Genomic DNA, 17,438 nt, shown 5'->3' with positions numbered 1-17,438 from the left:
CATTCACGAACCGCTTCGGCGACTTCTGCGCTTCGGGCCTGGATCGGCTTCAGGGGCGGCGGTGTTGCCGAGACCTTCCGGGGCTTCGAGGTCGTCTTCCTCATCAACGCCCCCGCCCATCGATTCCTCAACGCGCGCCATGCTCAACTCCTCGAGCGCGTCGTTCATCGCGGTCTCGATCCGTTGGCGGAGCTTGCTATCGCCTTTCGCGACGACGTCGGGGACGAGTTGCAGCCGGGACACAGCGAGAGCGATCACGCTCGCGAAGGCGAGGGTGATGTCGGGCCGCGATACGAGTTCGCCCCGGCGCTCTGCGTTGTCCATCTCCTTGGAATCTGCCTGCTCTTTCGCCAGACGCGCACGCTCGCGATCAAGGTCGAGCCCATCGGCAGCGCCGCCCTGCTCGGGTAGATGCCGGTCGATCCACATCTCGAGGTTCTCGGCCCAGGAAGCACCGTCATCCGGAAGCTCTCCCTTTGAGCGAAGTTCGCCGATCCAGCGGCTGGATTTGCCGAACAGGGCGGCGAGCTGGGGCCGAGTGGGCTCGTCGAGGTTGATTTCCACCAGTTCCCTGCCTGACTGACCGCAAACCTGCAGAAAACCGCCGATTTCTAGCCCAAGGAGGAAGAAGTATAGGCGATCTTGTGCCTAGAAATTGTCTGCGCCTTCGCCCCCCGCATTACCCTCGGGTCCTGGAAGGACCCAAGGGAGTGGGTGTGTCGCTGATGGATTACCGTCCAGACCCCCGGGCAGGTCGCTCGTGGTGGTATTTGGAGCGCGTTGATCGGAATATGAATCACGCCCAGCCGAGACACATGCTCTGCAACGGCTTAGCGATTAACTTAAGTTACGGTTGGCACTGCAATCCAGTTGTATGATTGGACTGAGCACCGGGGGCGCATGGAGCTCGAGATGACGACCGAGAAGGAGATCGAATATCTTAGCAGGAGAATAGAGGAGGAGCGCGACAAGGCAGAGCATGCCAGCGATCCATCCAGCTATCGCGCCCATACCGAGTTTGCCCGCGCATATGAGCGCAAGCTCCAGGCCCTGATCGCATCCAGTCCAAAGCCGCAGCTTATGAACGGCCATGGTCTCTCGTAAGCGCGAGAGATCGCGGGATCAGGCCGTCGAAATGCAGATCGCGAGAGCCTTGCGACTGGTCAGGCGTCGCGAGCAGCAAAGGCGCTCGGACAGGGCTGCGCTGCGCTGGCTGTCACGCCTTTTCAAACGCTAAACTGAGCCAGAGCTCCGCGCGGTTGGGCTTGGCGAAGTCTCTTTGTAAAAGAGAATAACAAAAGCGCCCGGCCACCTTGCGGTGCGGGCGCAGTTCCAATGACATTAGAGGTGCCATATCTGCTGCCCCGGCGCAAGCCTCGCGACCGACGTTTAAGCCGATATCGTATAAATCTTCGTGAGCGCTTTGCCTGGGCACCCATTAGGAAATGGGGTGGTTGTTCGTGATGTTACGCCTAATCCCGATGGGACGTCGACTATCCAAAACTATGGTGAGGGGAATGGAGTGCTCCAGTCGGATTGGTCTCCGTTCCGCGGATCGATCAACGGCGTGTGGCAATGGTCAAGCATGAGGCCCTCTGATCCAAATCAACCGGCACCTTGCGTTAAAACCATGGGAATGCCCGTTACATGTTAAAGAGGGATCAGGTGTTATCAGGCCGCGAGGTTATATTATGAACAGAGCTCTAAAAGGATTTCTAATAGCCCCTATCACGCCAGCGGCAGTGGTATTTTTCATCGCGGTTGCCCAAGGTGATCCTTGGGAGGGATTTTGGTCGGCTAGAGCAATTGCTGTAGTTTCATATATTGCCTCGGCAATTGTGGGTGTGCCTATACACCTGGTTCTTACCAGGTTGTCTTGGTGTAGCATTTTCCACTATATTTTTGCCGGCGCCATTTCGGCTGTCTTGCCGGTGCTGGTCATCATCGCCGGTCCAGCTTTAATAAGTCAGACATCGCAACCTCTTTCTTCCCTTTACCCAGTGATGGCGGTCATGATCGGTGCCGGCGCGGTCGTCGCTACCGTATTCTGGTTGCTTGCTCGTCCGGATAGGCGTCAAACTTGAATGGCATCCAGTGTCAGCCCAGTCGCAGCCCGAGTGCCGCGGTGAGGCAGGCGCGGCTGTCGGTGCAGATGGTTCGCCATTTCTGGCCCGCTCATGCTTACCGCGCACTCGCCACCCGTTTCATGGGCAATTTCATGTACAACGGTCTCGAATGATTCTCGCGATTTCGTTCCACTCGCGGAGGAGGCCTTGCTCATTAAGGAACTCAGGGTCTACCTGCGCCTGGCCTGCCTGCGTTCGATCAAAGCGGGGTTCTTTTTCTGAGACTACCTCCGCAGTAGGCAATGGTTGTCGCAAAATCTCGGCCGGGTTGCTGGTCATGATCCGCACAGCTTCCACCAGACGCTTGAGCCCTAGCAGGAACTCCTGGCGGATGATCTCTCGATGACGGCCCGACTTCGGCACGATCTTCTCGACGAACGCCGCCTTGGCACCGTTCCGCTTGCCCGCGGGCTGCTGGATCCAGCTCTGCTTTCGGCTTCCCCAGCGCGCGATAGCCAGCTCGGAATAGCTCCGATCTTCAATGGCAACGCCGCGCATCGTGTCGACCACAGACCCCAGCGCCTGGTCGAGGCGTTCGAGCGTCCGGTTCGCGCTGATCCCGACGACCATTTGTGAATCCACGCCGCGCGGTAGCGGCGCCGAAGCGCCGCCGCCGCGTCCCTGAACATCGAGCGCGCAGCGGGTCAGCGACTTGTCAGTCTCTTCAAACCGGGCACGGTAGTAGCGAAGCGCCCGCAGTGCATCGCCGCCGATGCCCGAACGCGAATCCTTGGCCAGCGTTTCGAACAACGGCTCGCGTCGATAGGCCTTGCCGACTTTGATCGCGACGCCGTTTTCGGCTTTGTCGATCACGTCGCCAAGCTGGTAGTTGCCATGCCGGCGCTGCTCGGGCGTGGGGCCCATCCGCTCTTGCGCGATCGTCCTGGGCGGCACGTGCGCTGCCACGCTCGCCAGCATTTTCTGTCCGGCTTTTCGGTTCGCGCTCACTCAGTGAGTCCTCTTCGCTATCGATTTGAGATGCTCGCTCTCCCGGAGCCAGGCCTCGTGGTAATCGCGCACCCCGCCGTCGAGGTATTTGAACCCGGTGATGGCATTGCCGCGACCGTGTTCCCGGGCCGCTATGGCCTTGGCGCCCTCGACGATGTGCCAGTCGAAGTTGAAGCCGGCGTCGAGCCAGCCACGCATCACGTCGCGGTCGGCGGGGCCAATGGGCCGGGTGAGCCCGATGATTTCAGCCACAGCACGACATCGCAGCTCGAATTCGCTCGGCGGCTCGGGCGCGCGCGCGGTTCTGGATTCTGACTTATCTTCTATTCTTTCTGGTATCTGGTATCTGGTATGGCTTGCTTCTGGCTTAAGCCCGGCTTGAGCGCCTTGATTGTTTTTATTGGGTTTTTCTGACTTTTCGGCGCGAACTCGGCCACCGTTCGATCCGTTTTCAGCGTGTTTTCGGCTCGTTTTCAGCTGATTTTCGATTTCTTTTTCCGCGCGGAGATTGGTGATCTCGCCGTTGTCGGTGAGCTGGATTTTCCCCTTGGCGATCAGGTCGTCGCGCAAGCTACGCCACTTCCGGACGGTGCATCCCATATACCCAGCGATCAGGCGCTCATTATCCTGGATCGGGCCTCCGCGATCGTAGATCATGTCGAGGAGCGTCTGGTAGGCGCCGCGCTCCTCCAGGTTGAGCGACATGAAGCCTGCCAGTGCATCGCTATGGTACCGCTTGTGGTAGTGGCGTGCGCTCATCACCGCCCCCAGTCGAACGACCGTACCGCCTGGTAGGCGGCGAGATACTGGCAGGTCGCGTTGCCGACGCGGCCGTTGCGGCGCTTCGCGAGGATCAGGGTCATGAGGCCAGCTGCATCGCTCTTGGCGCGCTCGTGCAGGTCTTCGTTGCCGGCCTTGGGTTTGGCTCGTTCAAGATAATACTCCTCTCGATAGAGGAAGAGCACCGCATCGGCGTCCTGTTCGATCTGGCCGCTGTCACGAAGGTCGGAGAGCTGGGGGCGCTTGTCCTCGCGCTGCTCGACGGCCCGGCTTAGCTGGGCGAGCGCGATCACCGCGACCTCCAGCTCCTTCGCCAGCGCCTTCAGGCCCCGACTGATCTGCGAGACAGCCTCGTAGGCGGATGCCCCCGGATTATCGGCGTGGAGGAGCTGCAGGTAATCGACGATGACAACCTCGAGCTTTCCTCCCTTTGCTGCCATCTGCCGCTTCGCACGCCGTACTGACAGGGAGAGCCGCGCCAGCGTTGCCGCGCTGAAGTCACGGATGCGCACAGGAAGGGCGCGGAACTCGTCGCGAGCAGCACGCAGCTGCCGGAATTGCTCGCCGGTGACGTCACCGTTCACGATCGACTTGAACGGGATCCATTGGCCAACGCCCCGGCAGCACAGGTCGGAGACCATGCGCATGCCCAGTTCCTCGCTCCGCATTTCCAGGCTGAAGAACTGGACGCCGTGGCCGCGGCTTCCGTAGCCGGTCGCCAGGCTGCACGCCAAAGCCGTCTTTCCCATCCCTGGGCGCGCGCCAACGATGATGAGTTGCCCGGGCTCAACCCCGCCAAGAAGGTCGTCGAGATCAGCTATGCCCGAGGTGGCACCGATGCGTCCGTCGTTGGCTTTGATCTGTTCGATACGGTCGAGGGCGCGGCCGATGCTCGTGTAGAGCGTATCGTCGGTGCTGGCCTCGCGCTTCTCGATCGATGCGACCAAGGCGGCATCAACGTCGTCAACCAGCTGCGAAACAGAGCGATCTGGGTCCGAGGCGGTGCCGATAATCTCGCGAGCAGTGGCAACGAGGCGCCGGCGGGCTGCCCGTTCGGTGATGACGGCAGCTTGATCTTTCGCCTTCACCAGCATGAAAGCGGCGGCGGAGCCGCCGGTCAGCTGGGCAAGCATCGCCGTGCCGCCGGAAGATTCCCACGCCACGTCCTGTTCGAGTAGCGGCTTCAGGGTGATCGGGTTTGCCTGCTGCCCCGCGGTGACGAGTTCGCACACGCGACCGTATATCCTCCCGAGATATGGGACGGAGAAGTCCTCGGCGCGCAGGATATCCGCGACCTGGTCGACGCGGCGGTTATCGGTGAGCAGCATCGCAAGCATCCCCAGCTCACCGTCTTCCGTGAGGAGTTCCGCGGGATAATCAGGGGCCGGGCGAAGCATCTTCTGACGGGTCATCAGTTGGCGCCTCGCTCGCTGGCGATCATCTCCAGCCACATCGCGGTAAGCGTGTGGACGCGGCGGATCAGTGTCTCATGCGGCACCAGTTCGCGCGCTTCGGTCAGGGCATCCGCCTCAACCTCGATGATCGCGGGAAGAAGTGAGGCGAGGGTGAGGGCAGCCTTCTCATCGCTCGTGCAATACGCCCCGGCTTCGGCCCACTTACCGCCTGCCAGGCTGAGCAACGGGTCGGCGAACCGACCGCCCCATTCATGGCAGCCGGCGAGGAACGTCGGGAGATCGATGGCTGCCGCAGTGTTGGCGTAGGCGGCGGCGCGGTCCTCGGACTTGCCGAGGACGCGGCCAATGTCCGCCCAAGTCGCACCGTCTTCCGTCTTGATCGCGGTCAGGATCGCGTTCTGCGCATCGACTGCACCAGACGCGGTGAGCGTACGCCTGCGCCCGTGGAACGGTGCGTTCACGACATCACCCCGATTCTCCGGCGTTCGTCGCTGCCGGGGATGAAATCCTGGTTGCGTGAACCTAGCTCGGAGGTCCGATGCGAAGGAGAGGCTAAATGCCAGAAGAAAAGAAGGGTCTGAGTACGACACAGGGAGCGCTCGCCGGCCACGCGGCGTTCGCCGGACTCGTCGCGCTGTGCGGCGAGCTGAAAGAAGCGGGCGCGCTTAAGGACGCCGCGCTCGCCAATGTCCTGGACACGATAAAGCGCGATATCGAGGGCGCGCCCGTGCCCGCGTATGAGAAGGAAACGCTGAACCAGCAACTGGACAAGGCGTGGCAGTGGTCGATGAGCTAGCTGCCTAGTGGGGAGCGCGGCGGTGCCCGTGTCCGACGCGGGCAAGTTGCCGCGCTCACCGTGGAAGTGCGGTGCGCTCATGCCGTAGCTCCCTGACCATGGCAAAGGACAAGAAAGCCCGCCGCATGGGCGTCATGACGATTTCCGCGCTGGGCGTCGCTCTGGGTGCGGTCATCGACGCAATGAAGATGGCGGACGTGCCGAATGACGTGGCGCATCACTTCCTCGACCAGCTCGAAGATGGGTTCGAAGCGATGCTGTCTGGCGAGGCGCAGGCGATCATGCTGGGCCTCGTGAAGGTGTTGCGAGGGAGCGTCGCCGACAATGATTAGGTGCGCAAAAATTCGTGAACGAAGTGTCCTGCGAGATATCTTGCGCGCCTACCCCCTTCAGCGCTGCAATCGCGTCATCCGGGATTTTCCCGTCTGGCCAATTTCCTGGTTCAGAAAAAAACCAAATGAACCGTTCGAAGTTTCTGAGCGAACAATCTGCGCCCTTCTTGAGGTTTCCGAAAAAGGAGCCGCGATTCACCACTAGGGTTGCGACGCGTGCAAGTGACCGTCCGTTTCGAGCGCCAGCACATCGATCGTACGCGGCGGCAATGTTTAAAAGATGAAGCCGGAATGTCGTCATTCCCCAATGATACGGCAAATATGCCGCACTTCAAGGCATATTTGCCGGAGGTCAGGCGCGGCAGAATGAGGCATAGTGCGGCATGAGCAATGATTTTGATTCGATGATCGGTCGGATATCCGAGCGATTAGAGGCGCTTGGGATCACGGAGCGGGCCGCTTCGTTGCAAGCAACAGGGAAACCCGACGCTCTGAGGTATATTCGCACGCGCCGGGCAATGCCTGGGCTGCGGCGGCTGATCGCCATCGCGAGAGTGCTTCAAACGTCTTCGGACTATTTGCTGGGGCTTACCGACGACCCGAATCCAACCGGCGCTCAGCAAGAGATGATGGCTGGCATGGACCTATTCCATGACACGGCGATAGCGGAGATGTATTATCTAAAAAAGAACCAAATTTCTGCTGAGAGCCCTATCATGAATTCCGGGGCACTATCAGTTGAATCTGTGGTAACTGAGTCGGGAGAGCCTGCCGCCGTTCAGATGTTTGCTCTACGGTCTAGGGTGGTTGGCTTTTTCGCTTTGCCGACGTGGATGAATGTAGAAGAATTCCACGGATTTTTATGTGGAGATAACTCTATGCTACCGAGGTTTCGAAAAGGAGAGCTCGTGGTATATTCGGTTTCTCAAGCGGTAGAGATTGGAGACTATGCAGTTTTTCGATTAGAGAAATCGTCTGCCGATGGAGATCGTCCCGGCCTTGCCTTCATGTTACGGCAATTAGTCGGCATTGATGGAAATGATTTTATACTTCGACAATTTTCGCCTGATATTCGGTTCCGCTTTCCAAGAAACAATGTCAACGAGATGAACCGGGTCATTTCTCTTGAAGACGCTCTGACTCCGCACGGCAAGCGTGCCGCAAATATCGATTGACGCGGCATCTGTGCCGCATATACTTGCGTCGTCCCCATGACCTTGCTGGTCGTGTGGTGACCCGCAGCTAGACAGCCAATTCGCCCCCAGCGAAATTCGGGCATCTCCTGCGGTAACCCTTGCAGGAGCAAGCTCATGACGTTCCAGTTCGGTCAGATCACCGCAGCATCCCCGTTCGCTCTCGCCACGGCGTTCAGCCCGCCGATGCTGCCCCGGCCGCAGGACTCGGCCGTCGTGACTATCCGCAAGGCGCTCGATCAGCTGCCGGCGGAGGTGCGGGACGGTACTCTTGAGGAGACCGCCCTCCGCGAAAAGACGCGTGAGCTGATCGCAACAGCGCGCCGACTCCTGTCGACGGAATGGTACCCGCTTTTCCTCCAGTGGGGGGAGGCGGCAGCCCGCTTTACGACGCGGCATGAAAGCGACGAGGCGGGTTCCGCGCTGTGCGCTGAGAACGCCCGGAACGTTCAAGCGCTCCAGGGCACTCGACCGCAAAACACTGACGACGCGGCTTTCAAGTCGTACGTCGCGGCGGTCGAGCTGACGGATGAGGGATCATTCGGTCCTCTGGTCGAGGGGCATGAGTTCTTGGCCGAAATCGCATTGAGCGGGATCGTCGAGGATTCGCCTATCAACGGGCTTCTGGTTGAGGTCGGTGCGGCGGCTTGGAGGTCCGATCCAAAGCATTTCGCGTGGGCGTCGGAGGTTGGTGAGGTCGTAGTTCGCGCGTTCCAGGACGCGCAATGGGACCGCCTCGTTTCCGAGTTGCGCGAAGCGAAGGCCGAATATCGGCGCCTCGTTGAAATCGAGCGCGAAGCTGAGCAACGCTACTACGCATTGCGACCTGAAGCCCCGGTCCAGCCAAGCGGTCCCAAGTTCCTCGGTCTGGAAGACATCGAGAATGCGACGATCGCCGAGATCAAGGCAACGAAGCTACGCGAGAATCCTGCCTGGGTGGAGTACGATGCGCTCAAGAAAGCTTGGGCGGCCGAGTGCGATGAGATCAATCGATCCTCCGGGGCTGAGCAAGCTGAGCTTGATACGCAAGCGGCGCTCGAGCGCTGCAGTGATGTGGTGAACGCGCTCCTTGCGCTACCCGCATTCACTTCCGCGCGTGTTCTCGAGAAGGTTCGAATCGTTCGGGAAGAGTACGGCACGCTCGAGAAGGAGGAGATGGAGATCATCTTTTCGGATCTCGAGCGGCTCGCTGCGCCTTCGCGGGTGAATTGATGATCTGCTCGATCGGCGAGCACTTCCTCAGCCGGGGCGTCACAGACGCCTCGGCTGATCTCCTGGCCGCCTCGGCGGCCATGTGCGCCGGCGCCTGTCGCCACTATCCACGTCGCATGTCCGCCAGCGGACCACGCGCTCGACGGGAAGGAGGGATACCATGTTAGACGAACGAACTTGCGCCACGTGCTTCTGGTGGCAGCGATCGGCACCGAAACTCGCGAACGCAAAGCGAGACCCGTCGGCGCGCACAGATGTTGGCATCTGCCAACTCCGCGCCCCTGTGGTTGTGCAGGTCAGCGGAGGCTTCGCTGTCAGTCTCTACCCTGAGACACACGAAAGCCGCTTCTGCGCGGACTGGAAAGAGCGGCCGCCTACGACCGGGCAGGTTCTGCCGTTCAACCCGAAAGGAGCTGCATAGTGGCCTCGGCCCCGACGAACAGCGCGGACGCCTTCGTCCGACTTCCCCAGGTCATTCAACGGACGGGTCTATCGAAGGCCACTATTCGCCGGAAGGAACTCAAGGGCGAGTTCCCCCGTCGGCAGAAGATCAGTGCCAACGTAGTCGCTTGGTACGAGAGCGATTTGCAGCGATGGTTGCGGTCGCCGATGTGTTGGAATGGGTGAAGTCCGCGCGATCGAAGCAATCATCGATGGGACCGAGAGGCTGACGCAGGGCTTTCGGCCGCACCCGTCTATGAAGGACATGGGTAAGTCGTCCGAGGCCGAATCACCTGATTCGCGAACCGCTCAAAACGAGAACGTTTGAGGCCACGATCGCCACAGTTGGCACTCGCGAACTTGAGTGCTGACCGCAGCAATCGCACCGACGCGGCGGGTTATCCACACACAATATCGGCGCATTATTCAAGTATTGTCAAATACTTATGGTCTTATCCAAGATGGATCGTGGTTAATTTTTCGTTGACACCCTTGCGAGGCGTAGTTTCGGTCGGGTATTTGAAACGGTGCTTCGTCCGAAACGAAGTGGGCCGACCAGAAGTCGTTACCTTCCGATCGGCCCATGGTTGGTGCTGGAGCTTCGCAGCTCAGCTGTGATCACGTGGTGTTGTTAACGTCATTTTGACAGCGTCGTCAACACCGCGTGTGCACGCTGATCGCTGCGAAGCTCCTTTCGAGAGTTCGAAAGGTAGAAGAATGAGCGATAACCTTCAGATACGACAGCCGCAGGATCGTCTGCGGATCAACGTTCACGAACCGTGGGAATTGAACTGGTGGACGCGCGAGTTCGGCGTCACCAGGCAACAGCTCGAGCACGCTGTGCGGCAGGTGGGGGTGATGACTTCAGCCGTTCGCCAGTATCTCGGTAAGTAAGAGCAGATCGTCATGAGTCGCAAGATCGTCGACGCGCGTAATGCGCCGGATGGGACCGTGTCCCACGTGCTGCTCAAAGGCAATCGCAACTTCACCTCTGTCTCTCGAGCTATCGCTATGGCTGACCGGGGGGAGATAATTGGCGCCCATGTGGTGCGGCGTCAGGGCGCCAAGACGCACCTGCGCTCGAACCCGGACGGGCGAGAGTTGAACAACCTCGACTACCTAGCCGAGGACTGAAGTGGGGGAGGGCGGCGGTTCGGCGCCGCCCGAACCTCCGTACGGCAATCGCATGCGAGGAGTTCCGATGGACGAGATCAAGGAAGGCTCGGTTGTTCGCCTCAAGTCTGGAGGCCCGGCAATGACGGTCATTTTTCTGACCGCTGGAGCCTATTCTTCGGAAAATGACCCGAAGAATAAGGCGCATTGTCAGTGGTTCGCTGAAAGCGGTGGCAAGCCTCTCAGCGAAACCTTTCCGCTCACGTCCTTGTTGTTGGACGAATAGGAAGCACGTACAGATCGCCTCAACTGCGACGATCCTACGGCTTAAGCGTCCGCTCGCAGGGCCGCGTTGGGGGGGGGCGGCGGCCGTCGGTCGACCGCTTTTCCCATTGATCGAAATCTCAGGGGTTGGCTCACGATGACGTTCATAGACCCAAACTTGGCGAGTTATCGTGAAATATCGGACGTCGAGGGGCCGGCGTTTTTCGTCCCACTTAATTATCCAGGTAATCCGATGCTGATTAGCGGCGGGGGGCAGCGTTGGGCTGTGTTCCTAGGCGGAGAGTGGAGGGGCCAATGTTTCGATCTTGCGGACGCCGAGCGTTGGGCTGGTATGGCAATCGCTGGAGTGTCGCTCGAAGTGAACCCGGCATCGGCTTATTCGCCCGACGATGAGCAGAAGGAACCACTAACCCTGGTCCGGCGAGGCGACCGATTGGGCGTGCTTGCTGAATACAGGGGGCGGACGAGTTTCTCCCAGAGAGTGACGGTGAATCTCGATGGAGAGCCCGAAGGGCAAGGCCCGCGCCTTGGTTTTCGCGAGTGGCGCATCGGCATCCGTGCCAGCGACGATTTTTTGGCGCTTTGGGAAATAGGGCCTTCGGCTGCGGCGTAACTCCGGCGACTCCTAGATCAAGCCGCCAAGATCCACGAGGAGAAAGCCGGGTAAGCGCGCCGCATCGCCCGCGCCAGGCGTGCCCACATTGGGCGCGTTTCCGATGGCGCCATGGAGGCGGCAAGCGCTATCCAAGATTAACTCAGCGCAGCACAATATCTCTGAGTTGGTTGGCTCTCGCGATGAACGTGCTCATTGCGCCGTGAAGCGCAGCTTCTTTGCCGCCAATGGAGGCGCGGCTAGAATCGAAGAAATCCTCTGTTGGATCGTCAAAGAGGGCAGTTCGAAATGTAGCCGCTGCCTCGATCAGGTTGATGCCCGTATGAAAGGCGTCCGAGGTCTTGTTATGTAGACGCGTAACGGCCAAGCCGAGCTTTTGGGCATCCCATTTTGCTCGGTAGGTAGCACTGGTTCGCTCTGCACCGATCGCGGCCCCCCAGCCGGCTAGAGCTGATTCAAGAGCCTTTTCCGCCAGCTCCTCGATCTGTTCGCAAATTTCGCCCGCTTCCTTCCGCCGCTCCCTTTTAACGGTTAACGCGTGGGCCAACCAAAAGCCCAGCAAAGCCACCAAGACACCGGGCACCGCCGGAGCGTACGTTGCGAAATCGAGCGGTCCCTTTCCCTCCGTCCTTTGGACGAGTTGAATTACGGAATTACCGCTTGGAACCACGACGTTCGCGAGTGGTGAGTCGCTCAGCTCTGGAGGCAATGTTACGCGGCCACCGGCGCTGCTGCGTCTCGCGGGCGCGCAAGGTTGATCGCCTCCTCGATGATGAAGAGATACGTCTCGTCAGCAATCGATTTGACGCGAACTCGGCGGCGCACCTCTGCTGCCGACATGCCCTCATCACGTATCAGCCCGCCAAACACCTCATCGAGCCAAGACGATCCAAAGCCCGAAGTACCATCCAGATCGACTTCAACGAGGTCGCTGGCGGCCAGCTTACGCATCAGCAAACGGCGAAACGCCTCCCCGCTGTGCTGTCCCTGCGAAGCTTTGCGCGGGCCGGGGTCGGGGCTGAAATCCCGTGCTACACCGAGTTTAAGCATCTTCCACTTCCTTAACCTCGACAGCTTTGCGAATTCGCCATTCAAGCAATGTGCCGCCGATCGAACGCTCGTTATCGTCGACGCGTTCACCGGACTTCATGTAGTGATAGACGCCGCGGTTTGACAGAACCCTAAGCTCGCCATCCGTACTTTCATCAACGAATCGCTTCATATCACGAAACCCCCGGCCGCGACCACTCTGGCCTGTCGACGTTCGGAATAGCTCTGTGGCATATTTGATCATCTCGCCATCGCTGGGTTGCAGGGTCCATGTCGTGACTAACGAAACCACTTTTTCACTGAACTTGGCCTGAAGACTGCGGGGAATGCCGATGCCTTGGTCCAAGACAATCAGCATCATCTCCTGGCGCTCCGCGTGGATGAAGCCGCCCAACCACCAACGATTCTTCATGCGGGGGAATTTGCCAGCCTCGGCATAGGCGTGATCGATCGCATTGAACATTGCCTCCTTGAGGGCCTCGTTCATGCGTCGCCGCTCTACGTCCGACATGGGGATCGCATTATCATTGATCCAGTCGGACAACTCGCGCGGAACGGAGGGCATTGCGCGGTTGAACGAATGGAAGGGAAGGAACTCTCGCCGATGCTCCGACTCGCGGTCGTCCGGTAGCTCGTTGCGAGGGTTGATCCCGATTAGGTCGTAAAAGCCCATATCTCGCAGTTGGAGCAAGACATCCATCTTTGCGGGGTATGTCCCGTGGACCATTCGGTTTTTACCCCCAAACGGGCGCAAGTTCCGACAGCGAAACACCTCCGCAACGAGTAGAAGTGTCGCTGCGGGCTCAATCTCCTGCACATGATCAAAATAGAGCATCGCCGGGGTGTTGCGAAGCAACACAGCATCTCTGAGCTCGGCGATAGCAGAAACCGTGGCCGCATAGTTGTCGCGAAGAGAAAGAATCTTCGGCAGCAGGATTGGCACCCGATCAACGTCGGTGGGCATTTTCAGCTTGTGCGCCTGGGTGAAGGAAACAAGCTCCCGGTGAAAAGCTGCGCGCTGGGCCTTGGTCTGCGCTCTTCGCAAGACTCTATTGCGGGTCCTGGCTTCTCGACGTCGGGCGACGCGTAGTCGCTCGAGCTTTTCCTCTTCAGATAATTTCTTCATCGCGCACTCAGTTGTGCGCCGACCTGTTCGACCATTCTGCCCCTCCCTGAAGGGGGTACTAGATCAAGGCATCGATATTGAGAAACCCGAATTCCTAAAGGCCGATCCTGCCCTGACACCGGCAGGCTTGGAACAGACCGCGAATGTCAAAATGCTTGTCAAAACGCGCCGGGACCAGACGGTCACGGACGCGAAGAAAACCGCAGATTTTCAAGGCTTTCAGGTGGCTCCCTGAGTAGGATTGGAACCTACGGCCGCTCGATTAACAGTCGATCAGCCGGCTCGCCCGTAACCAGTCAGCAGTTCGCTGGCCGGAGGCAGTCCCCTCATAGTCTCGTCCGCCCACCAGCGAGCCAGTTCCCAGCGCCGCGGCATATGCCTGGCCCGATTGTAGGCCATCTCGGCAGCAGAGACGCCCTTGGGCTTGTGGGACAGCATCGCGTCGATGATGGGGCGGTCGCCTTCTGTACCGAGTTGCGTGGCACGCTCGTTCATGATCGTCGAGAATGCCGTGCGCCAACCGTGCGGGACGTGCCGATCCCGATAGCCGCACTGGTTGTAGCGGTACCCGATCGTGTTCGGGCTCATCGGCTGATGCGTCGAGCGGACGCTATGGAAAAGGTAGGGGAAGCGGCCTGAAAGGCGATACACGGCGCGCAGCACATCGACCGCCTGCGGCACTAGCGGCACGACGTGCTCGAATGCGTCATCGGCCTTGTTCTCAAGCTCGAGCTTCATCCGGTCAGCGGCGATGCGCCAGATCGGCTCTGCCGCATCGCCAGCGCCGGTCGGATCGGACCAATCAATCCCCTCGAACTCTTCCCAGCGTGCGGTCGGGATCAGGCCCGGCCGGACGAAGGTGAGACCGAGGAGCCGTGACGCCAGCTTGGTCAGCGGGCCGCCGGAGGACGCATCTATCGTCGCATGCAGCTCCCGGATTTCCTCAATGCTGCTCAGGCCCGGTTGGCTGCCGCCTACCGGCGTGGGAAGCATCGCCTTGACCAAGTGCCGGCCGGCCGGATCCATCTGACATAGGCCCTCGGCCATGCCGTAGCCGAAAACCGCCGAGATATGCTGGCGGATGCGCTTGGCTGTTTCGATCGCGCCGCGCTTCTCGACCTTGCGCAGCAGTGTCAGGACTGCGGGACCATCGATGTCGGTGAGGGGGAGGGCGCCGATCGCTGGATAGACATCGCGCTTGAGTGCCTGGGCGATCTTCGTGGCATTCACCTTCGACCAGCGCCCGAGCTGGGCGGTGTACCAGCGTTCGGCAACAATCTTGAAGGTGGCGCCGGCCGCCAAATGCGCCGCAGCCTTCACCTTGCGAGCCTCGATAGCCGGGTCGCGATGCTCGCGTAGCAGGCGCTTGGCGGCGTCTCGTCGATCACGCGCCTCACGGAGCGGAACGTCAGGGTAGGAGCCGAAGGTCAGCAGCTTTTCCTTGCCCCCAAACCGATACTTCAGGCGCCAGGATTTGCCGCCCTTTGTGGTCACGAACAGGTGCAGGCCGCCAGAATCGGCGAGCTTGTAATCGCGCTCGCCGGGCGCTGCATTCTGGCACTGCTTGTCGGTCAGCGGCACAGATACCCCCAAATCCAATCTTGATACCCCCAGCGATACCCCCAGCGTGGGCGATCTGGGGCGAGTCCGGTTGAACCTCGCTGATTGGAGGAAAGGGCTGTTTTCTGGAGAAAAAGCAATCCCGTGAGCCGGGATGATGCGCCGTGAACCGGCTGTCTGGTGGGTCCGCCGGGATTCGAACCCGGGACCTCTCGATTAAAAGTCGCTTGCTCTACCGACTGAGCTACGGACCCACACCGGCCCTGCCCCTAGATGCGGGCTTGCGGCGGGTCAACCGGGCGTGAAGCTGCCGGACGTTCAGGCCCGTGATCGGATCGCGCCATTCCGGCGCCACCCGCAGCAGCGGCGCCAGCACGAAATCGCGGGTGCGGAACAGGCGGTGCGGCACGGTGAGCCCGGGCGTGCCCCAGCTGCCGCCCGACCACAGCACAATGTCGAGGTCGATCACCCGCGCCGCCCAGCTCTGCCCGCGCCGCCGGCCGAAACTGCGTTCGATCGCCTTCAATCGCCGCAGCAGGGCAGGAGGCTCGTCGTCGCTCTCGATCAACGCCACCGCATTGGCGAAGCGGCGCTTCGACGGGCCGAGCGGCGGCGTGTGGAGGATCGGCGATACCGCGCGCACCCCCTCCAGCGCCGCGATCGCCGCCAGCACCTCGCGCCGCGGGCCGCCATGGCGGCCCGGCCGGTTCGATCCGATCGCGATGGCATAGCTTGTCCTCGGCACGCTTCGGCGACTATCGCGCGCGGATGCTCGAGCCAAGCCGTGATTGCCCGCTCTGTCCGCGCCTCGTCGCGCTCCGCACTGAGCTGCGTGCGGCACATCCCGACTGGTGGAACGCGCCGGTGCCGATGCTGGGCGAGCCCGATGCGCCGATCGCGATCGTCGGCCTCGCCCCCGGCAAGCATGGCGCGAACCGCACCGGTCGCGCCTTTACCGGCGATGCCTCGGGTGACTTGCTGTTCGCGACGCTCGCCAGGTTCGGGCTGGCGGAGGCGGGCGAGCCCAGGGGCGTGGTGATCCTCAATGCCGTCCGCTGCCTGCCGCCCGAGAACAAGCCCGAGCCGGCCGAGATCCATGCCTGCCGCCCGTTCCTGGCCGCCGAGCTCAAGGCGCCGATCGTGATCGCGCTCGGTCAGGTCGCGCACCAGTCGGCGGTCAAGGCGATGGGCGGCAAGCTCCCCAAGCATCGCTTCGCGCATGGCGCCGAGCATCGCATGCACCGCGGGCAGCTGCTGCTCGATAGCTATCACTGCTCGCGCTACAACCAGAATACCGGGCGGCTGACGCCCGAGATGCTCGAGGCGGTGGTTGCCCGTGCCGTGGCGCTCCGCGACGCATAGCACCGGATCGGTGACATCTCGCGGTACGCCGGTTGGCGGCAACTCTGCTAGCATGGCTCCAGGTAAGGAGGTGCCCATGCGTATCGTGCTTCTCTGTCTGGCCCTCACGCCTGTCCCCGCTTTCGCCGGTGAGCGGGACGTATCGGTTCCGGCTTCGCACCTTGCGCTGCCTGCGGCACCCAAGGTCGAGTGCCAGAATGCACGCATGGGCTATGCCATACCCACCTTCGGTAACCCGGTGCGCGCGGGCACGCTCGGTCGGGAACCGAAGGCCGGCTTGTTCCTTGCCGTGCAGCGTACGGAAGACGGTTGCGACAAGCCCGTGAAGATCGCCGACGAACTGGGCGACAAGCAGCGCTGAACCTGCGCGGCCAGAGAATGCTCTAATCCCGGCTGTAGCGCTGCTCGGTCCAGGGATCGCCGCGCATATGATAGCCGTTCACTTCCCAAAAGCCGGGCTTGTCCGCGCCGATAAGCTCGATCTTGCGGATCCACTTGGCGCTTTTCCAGAAATAGAGGTGCGGGATCACCAGCCGCGCCGGGCCGCCATGGTCGCGCGCCAGCGGCTGGCCGGCCCAGCCATGCGCGACGATCGCTTGCGGAGCAGCGAAGTCGCTGAGCAGCACATTGGTGGTATAGCCGTCATAGCCGTGAAGCATTACCGCCTGCACCTCGTCGCGCGGCTCGACATGCTCCAGCAGGTCGCGGGTCAGCACGCCCTGCCAGTCATTGTCGTAGCGCGACCAGCTGGTGACGCAGTGGATGTCGCTGGTCAGTCGCGTCTGCGGCAGCGCCATGAGCCCGGCCCAGTCGAGCGTCACCGGCCTGGCGACCATGCCGGTCACTTCCAGTTTCCAGCGCTCGCGGGCGATGTCGGGCTGGCGGCCGAGATCGAGCACCGGCCATTTGACGGTCAGGTGCTGGCCGGGCGGCAGGCGCTCCTCCTCGGGCCGGGCGATATGACCGGTCAGGAACTTGCCCTGGCTCGCCCATTGCTGCTTGGAGAGCGTCAGCTTGCTGTCGTCGGGAAGTTCGGGGTCGTCCATGCTTGCGGTTCCAGTCGCAGTTGCCGCAAAGATTAGGCCC

Annotated in this window: 24 protein-coding genes and 1 tRNA gene; 13 read left to right on the top strand and 12 right to left on the bottom strand. The window is 61.0% G+C overall.

Annotated features, from left to right (window positions below; translation table 11 throughout):
* Positions 1–3: 3 nt before the first annotated feature.
* On the bottom strand, positions 4–564 hold the full coding sequence (locus AAHM44_RS06065; protein WP_342249372.1) for a terminase: 561 nt from the start codon (positions 562–564) through the stop codon (positions 4–6).
* A gap of 348 nt (positions 565–912) precedes the next feature.
* Between AAHM44_RS06065 and AAHM44_RS06060 the strand changes: the two genes are divergently transcribed.
* A complete protein-coding gene (locus AAHM44_RS06060) occupies positions 913–1,104 on the top strand; it encodes a hypothetical protein (protein WP_342249371.1) in 192 nt (63 codons plus the stop codon).
* 638 nt (positions 1,105–1,742) lie between these two features.
* Entirely contained in the window at positions 1,743–2,084 is a 342-nt protein-coding gene (locus AAHM44_RS06055) for a hypothetical protein (protein WP_342249370.1), read from the top strand.
* A gap of 132 nt (positions 2,085–2,216) precedes the next feature.
* Here the strand turns inward: AAHM44_RS06055 and AAHM44_RS06050 are convergent, their stop codons facing one another.
* Genes AAHM44_RS06050 through AAHM44_RS06035 form a run of 4 tightly spaced genes read right to left on the bottom strand, consistent with a single transcriptional unit; the run spans position 2,217 to position 5,730 of the window.
* Positions 2,217–3,074 (bottom strand): hypothetical protein, encoded by an 858-nt coding sequence (locus tag AAHM44_RS06050; protein ID WP_342249369.1) that lies wholly within the window; start codon positions 3,072–3,074, stop codon positions 2,217–2,219.
* Entirely contained in the window at positions 3,075–3,833 is a 759-nt protein-coding gene (locus AAHM44_RS06045; protein WP_342249368.1) for a DUF1376 domain-containing protein, read from the bottom strand.
* On the bottom strand, positions 3,833–5,266 hold the full coding sequence (locus AAHM44_RS06040) for a replicative DNA helicase (RefSeq protein WP_342249367.1): 1,434 nt from the start codon (positions 5,264–5,266) through the stop codon (positions 3,833–3,835). The genes AAHM44_RS06045 and AAHM44_RS06040 overlap by 1 nt, the downstream gene beginning before the upstream one ends.
* Positions 5,266–5,730 (bottom strand): hypothetical protein, encoded by a 465-nt coding sequence (locus AAHM44_RS06035; RefSeq protein WP_342249366.1) that lies wholly within the window; start codon positions 5,728–5,730, stop codon positions 5,266–5,268. Before AAHM44_RS06035 ends, AAHM44_RS06040 begins: the two co-directional genes overlap by 1 nt.
* A 95-nt stretch (positions 5,731–5,825) precedes the next feature.
* Between AAHM44_RS06035 and AAHM44_RS06030 the strand changes: the two genes are divergently transcribed.
* The 9 genes from AAHM44_RS06030 to AAHM44_RS05990 all read left to right on the top strand — a co-directional run bounded on the left by AAHM44_RS06030 (position 5,826) and on the right by AAHM44_RS05990 (position 11,254).
* Positions 5,826–6,065, top strand: a complete 240-nt coding sequence (locus tag AAHM44_RS06030) for a hypothetical protein (protein ID WP_342249365.1) — start codon at positions 5,826–5,828, stop codon at positions 6,063–6,065.
* Between the two features lie 98 nt (positions 6,066–6,163).
* The gene (locus AAHM44_RS06025; protein ID WP_342249364.1) at positions 6,164–6,397 is read left to right on the top strand and encodes a hypothetical protein; all 234 of its coding nucleotides are present in this window, start codon (positions 6,164–6,166) and stop codon (positions 6,395–6,397) included.
* A gap of 383 nt (positions 6,398–6,780) precedes the next feature.
* Entirely contained in the window at positions 6,781–7,572 is a 792-nt protein-coding gene (locus tag AAHM44_RS06020) for a LexA family transcriptional regulator (RefSeq protein ID WP_342249363.1), read from the top strand.
* Positions 7,573–7,707: 135 nt separating this feature from the next.
* Positions 7,708–8,802 (top strand): hypothetical protein, encoded by a 1,095-nt coding sequence (locus AAHM44_RS06015; RefSeq protein WP_342249362.1) that lies wholly within the window; start codon positions 7,708–7,710, stop codon positions 8,800–8,802.
* A gap of 420 nt (positions 8,803–9,222) precedes the next feature.
* Positions 9,223–9,429, top strand: coding sequence for a helix-turn-helix transcriptional regulator (locus AAHM44_RS06010; RefSeq protein WP_342249361.1), 207 nt, complete (start codon positions 9,223–9,225; stop codon positions 9,427–9,429).
* A 531-nt stretch (positions 9,430–9,960) separates the two neighbouring features.
* Positions 9,961–10,137 carry a DUF3606 domain-containing protein gene (locus AAHM44_RS06005; RefSeq protein ID WP_342249360.1) on the top strand — a complete coding sequence of 59 codons (177 nt, stop codon included), beginning with the start codon at positions 9,961–9,963 and terminating at the stop codon, positions 10,135–10,137.
* Between the two features lie 12 nt (positions 10,138–10,149).
* Positions 10,150–10,377 carry a DUF3892 domain-containing protein gene (locus AAHM44_RS06000; RefSeq protein WP_342249359.1) on the top strand — a complete coding sequence of 76 codons (228 nt, stop codon included), beginning with the start codon at positions 10,150–10,152 and terminating at the stop codon, positions 10,375–10,377.
* Between the two features lie 67 nt (positions 10,378–10,444).
* Positions 10,445–10,642 carry a YodC family protein gene (locus AAHM44_RS05995; RefSeq protein ID WP_342249358.1) on the top strand — a complete coding sequence of 66 codons (198 nt, stop codon included), beginning with the start codon at positions 10,445–10,447 and terminating at the stop codon, positions 10,640–10,642.
* 330 nt (positions 10,643–10,972) lie between these two features.
* Positions 10,973–11,254 (top strand): hypothetical protein, encoded by a 282-nt coding sequence (locus AAHM44_RS05990; RefSeq protein ID WP_342249357.1) that lies wholly within the window; start codon positions 10,973–10,975, stop codon positions 11,252–11,254.
* Between the two features lie 142 nt (positions 11,255–11,396).
* On the opposite strand, the gene AAHM44_RS05985 is transcribed toward AAHM44_RS05990, so the two are convergent.
* From AAHM44_RS05985 to folK, 6 genes are all read right to left on the bottom strand, one after another.
* Complete coding sequence (locus tag AAHM44_RS05985; protein WP_342249356.1) at positions 11,397–11,822, bottom strand: hypothetical protein; 426 nt, start codon at positions 11,820–11,822, stop codon at positions 11,397–11,399.
* 143 nt (positions 11,823–11,965) lie between these two features.
* Positions 11,966–12,304 (bottom strand): STAS-like domain-containing protein, encoded by a 339-nt coding sequence (locus AAHM44_RS05980; RefSeq protein ID WP_342249355.1) that lies wholly within the window; start codon positions 12,302–12,304, stop codon positions 11,966–11,968.
* On the bottom strand, positions 12,297–13,430 hold the full coding sequence (locus tag AAHM44_RS05975; RefSeq protein ID WP_342249354.1) for an ATP-binding protein: 1,134 nt from the start codon (positions 13,428–13,430) through the stop codon (positions 12,297–12,299). Before AAHM44_RS05975 ends, AAHM44_RS05980 begins: the two co-directional genes overlap by 8 nt.
* Positions 13,431–13,703: 273 nt before the next feature.
* Positions 13,704–15,011 carry a tyrosine-type recombinase/integrase gene (locus tag AAHM44_RS05970; RefSeq protein ID WP_342249353.1) on the bottom strand — a complete coding sequence of 436 codons (1,308 nt, stop codon included), beginning with the start codon at positions 15,009–15,011 and terminating at the stop codon, positions 13,704–13,706.
* Between the two features lie 157 nt (positions 15,012–15,168).
* Positions 15,169–15,244, bottom strand: a tRNA-Lys gene (locus AAHM44_RS05965).
* Positions 15,235–15,735, bottom strand: a complete 501-nt coding sequence (gene folK, locus AAHM44_RS05960) for a 2-amino-4-hydroxy-6-hydroxymethyldihydropteridine diphosphokinase (RefSeq protein ID WP_269573832.1) — start codon at positions 15,733–15,735, stop codon at positions 15,235–15,237. The genes AAHM44_RS05965 and folK overlap by 10 nt, the downstream gene beginning before the upstream one ends.
* Before the next feature lie 23 nt (positions 15,736–15,758).
* Between folK and AAHM44_RS05955 the strand changes: the two genes are divergently transcribed.
* Positions 15,759–16,352, top strand: coding sequence for a uracil-DNA glycosylase (locus AAHM44_RS05955; RefSeq protein WP_184161496.1), 594 nt, complete (start codon positions 15,759–15,761; stop codon positions 16,350–16,352).
* A 76-nt stretch (positions 16,353–16,428) separates the two neighbouring features.
* Positions 16,429–16,713 carry a hypothetical protein gene (locus AAHM44_RS05950; RefSeq protein ID WP_342249352.1) on the top strand — a complete coding sequence of 95 codons (285 nt, stop codon included), beginning with the start codon at positions 16,429–16,431 and terminating at the stop codon, positions 16,711–16,713.
* Between the two features lie 22 nt (positions 16,714–16,735).
* Here AAHM44_RS05950 and AAHM44_RS05945 read toward each other — a convergent pair whose 3' ends face one another.
* Complete coding sequence (locus AAHM44_RS05945) at positions 16,736–17,398, bottom strand: sulfite oxidase-like oxidoreductase (RefSeq protein WP_269573834.1); 663 nt, start codon at positions 17,396–17,398, stop codon at positions 16,736–16,738.
* Positions 17,399–17,438: the final 40 nt, after the last annotated feature.

The sequence above is a fragment of the Sphingomonas sp. OTU376 genome, assembly GCF_038440415.1.
Lineage (GTDB): Bacteria > Pseudomonadota > Alphaproteobacteria > Sphingomonadales > Sphingomonadaceae > Sphingomonas > Sphingomonas kyeonggiensis_A.
The sequence above is the reverse complement of the archived record's forward strand: the minus strand, read 5'-3'. Positions and strand labels throughout refer to the sequence as shown.